Raw genomic sequence first — 3,026 nt, 5'->3', positions numbered from 1 at the left:
CTGATGCAATACCCAATGTGAATGGACTTGCAAGTGGGTTTTTTAATATTGCCTGCATCACCGTACCGGATATTCCAAGACCTATTCCCGCTGCTACAGCCATTGTAATCCTGGGAAGCCGATTATTCCAGATGATAAGATCCGTTGTTGAATCCGTTCTATTTACAATTCCTTTGAATATAATCGAAAAAACATCAATAATCGGGAGATTATAGGAACCAACTGATACGGCAATACCAATGGATATGAGCAGAAATCCTAAAGAAGCGATAAGACATACCCATTTCTTCTTTATAAATGAGAGATATTTTTCAGTAAGATAAACTGAATGCATTGAACTGCCTCATTTTGGATAATAATATACACCGTGATCGGAGACAGTGTAATTTGATCCCAAGAATCTGTTAACATATTCTTGGTGGATCTCTTCAGGGTTCAGATCCCTAAAAAGTTCCGGGTACATCCATTTTGCCATGGTAGCGAATGCCGCAGGATATGTAGGGCCATTCGTAAATCTGAATCCAATGATATATACACGATTATTTCTTATTGCAGAAGAATTTTGAAGAAGAGGTAATTGCATAATCTCGTCGTACTGGTCTTTCAGATCGGTAATATTATCGGTATTATACCCGCCTTTGTATGCAAGACCGAGAATAACATCAGGGTTTTCTTTCATTATCCATTCGGTATCGATTGTTCCTGACGGACCCACTGCATGAGCTGCAATATTGATAACTCCTGCGTCCACACAGTACTGGTTATATGGATCACTAGCTGAATTGGTTTTTCTTTCAGTAAAAGAGGCATTTCCATTCCATACATCCAGAAAAACCCTTGCCCTTTTATCTGGTGGAATTTGTGCAATTTTAAATTTAATAGGGTTTACAACACTATCGTACCATGTAACATATTCTTGAGCTTCCTTTTGTTTATCTAGAAGATAGCCAAGTTTTATAATCTCTTCACGAATCGTTTGTGGACGTATAATATCAAGTCTTATTACTGGAATACTATTCGGCAAACGGTTTTCAAAAAAATCTTTTCCCGGACCTAGGTTAGAATAACTTAAGAGGGCATCCGGTTCAGATGATAAAATTCGTTCAAAATCCGGCTCATAAGGTCCTCCTCCTCCAATGTCTATCTTATTATTCAGAGACGGAATTACATCGGAATCTGCAAGGGCACTATGTGCCACGCCAATTACCTTATCATTTGAGTGAAGTAGACTGATAGCATGGTAATTATATGCGAGTATTCTTTCCAAGGGTTTGTGAATAGTTATTATTTTTCCTGATGAATCCTCGATTTGTCTTGGATATTCCGGGTAATATATGAGAGTCTGTTTAAAATTTTCAAGGCTTGGATGGGGGATATTCTCATGTAGGTATTCAGCCTTCATGTATGAAATTATCTCCTGTCCGAGTACCTCTGATGCTTTGTCATGCACTTCATCAGGCGTGACCGGAGTCTGATTCATAACACCTGATACTCCTACGGGTAGGAGAAGACAGACAAAACAGAGGATAAGATATTTTTTCGATATCATTCTTTATTACCCCGTCTTATCATTAGTAAAAGAGACAATGCAATAAGGACAATACAAATGCTAATTCCCGAAGAACGTGCAGGTTTATCTGATTTGTTGGTCTGCCCTTGAAAACTGGATAGAATTCCATCTCTTACTTCACCTTTCACTCCATCTTGTATATCTTCCCATTTTCCAATTATTTTTGGGATTGATTCATCCGATACTTGTATCTTATAATGAACCGGGGTATCATTAATAATTGCAAATATCAGATTATTTCCTGATTTAGAGAACATTTCCTGAGGAAATGCCGTAGATTGAAAAGTAACTCCTGTTGGAAGTGTCTCAATTATTCCCCCTTTTTCGAGGCCATTGAGGGTCAATGTTACATCCATCACGTTATCCGAATCTTCTTTTCCCTGTTGAATGTCCCGTGTTACTATGATTTCAGATGAAGATGCAGGAATAATCATTAAATAACCCAAGAGTATAAGTAGGGTTAACCAAGTGAATTGATTTAATAAAGGTTTCATAATATCTCCAGAAAACAGACTATTCGCACAATTATAAGCGTTCTTCAATCATTCCTTCTATCTTCAGGTAGGCCTGACGAAGGTGATCGGTCTCTTCTTTTGTCGCATCCCAGTACCCTCGTTGTTCAGCTTCAAGCAAACGTTCAACAATTCCAAGAGTAGAATAACGATTATTATCCAAGAGGCGCTCTCTCATCTCGTCATCATAGATATATCGCTCTGCAATTGCTGACCAGATCCAGTTTTCAACAGAATGGGTAGTAGCAGCGAGTCCTAATGTATTATACACTCTTTCTTCGATCTGCTGGGTGCCATGGAAATCGTGTTTTAACATCTCATCGATCCATTTTGGATTGAGTAATCTTGTCCGCATACCCCGGGTAATTACTGTACTGATCTCCACGGTTTCTATCACCTCTCTCGTCGTATCTGAAATGAGCATCACCGGGTTCGATCCCGAAACTGTCTCAACGGCTTTTGTCAATCCTCCGAAATATTCAAAATAGTGATCCAGATCAATGATCTCCCGATCGTTACGATCTCTGACCTGTGATACAAGTTTAACATGTGAAAGACTCTTTCGATAGGATTCCGATGATTTCTCTCCATGAATTCCATCAGTATAGAGATGAGACATCTGTTCGAGGTATACCTCTGCAAGGTCTTTTTCTTCTTTCCAGATACTGTCTTCCAAGAGAGGAAGTACTCTAGTTCCATATTCTCCTGCCCGCGGTCCATAAATCCGTGCAAATGAAATTTTTTTTGCTCGTTCTTGGGTGAGGATGTTATCCTTGATCTGTTCCGCCATCTCTTTCAGGTTTTCACAAGAATGCATGCGAACATAATTCATCTCGTATGTCTCATCCATTTCTGAAACCATAGCAAAAGCCTTATTCAGGAGTTGGATAATATTTGGAAACATGTCCCTGAAAAATCCACAGATACTTAAGTGTACATCAATT

The 3,026-nt window shown here is 38.9% G+C and carries 4 protein-coding genes; all 4 read right to left on the bottom strand.

All coding sequences use genetic code 11. The features are described 5' to 3' along the window. A partial coding sequence (locus tag LUQ50_RS11400; protein ID WP_300039957.1) for an iron chelate uptake ABC transporter family permease subunit occupies positions 1-334 on the bottom strand: 334 nt, incomplete at its 3' end. A gap of 9 nt (positions 335-343) precedes the next feature. Beyond that, positions 344-1,480 carry an ABC transporter substrate-binding protein gene (locus LUQ50_RS11395; protein ID WP_300039956.1) on the bottom strand — a complete coding sequence of 379 codons (1,137 nt, stop codon included), beginning with the start codon at positions 1,478-1,480 and terminating at the stop codon, positions 344-346. Between the two features lie 65 nt (positions 1,481-1,545). Next, positions 1,546-2,064, bottom strand: coding sequence for a hypothetical protein (locus LUQ50_RS11390; protein ID WP_300039955.1), 519 nt, complete (start codon positions 2,062-2,064; stop codon positions 1,546-1,548). Positions 2,065-2,095: 31 nt separating this feature from the next. Continuing rightward, the coding region (locus LUQ50_RS11385) for a cobaltochelatase subunit CobN (protein WP_300039954.1) at positions 2,096-3,026 on the bottom strand (931 nt) is incomplete at its 5' end.

The sequence above is a fragment of the Methanospirillum sp. genome, assembly GCF_028679455.1.
Classification (GTDB): domain Archaea; phylum Halobacteriota; class Methanomicrobia; order Methanomicrobiales; family Methanospirillaceae; genus Methanospirillum.
The sequence above is the reverse complement of the archived record's forward strand: the minus strand, read 5'-3'. Positions and strand labels throughout refer to the sequence as shown.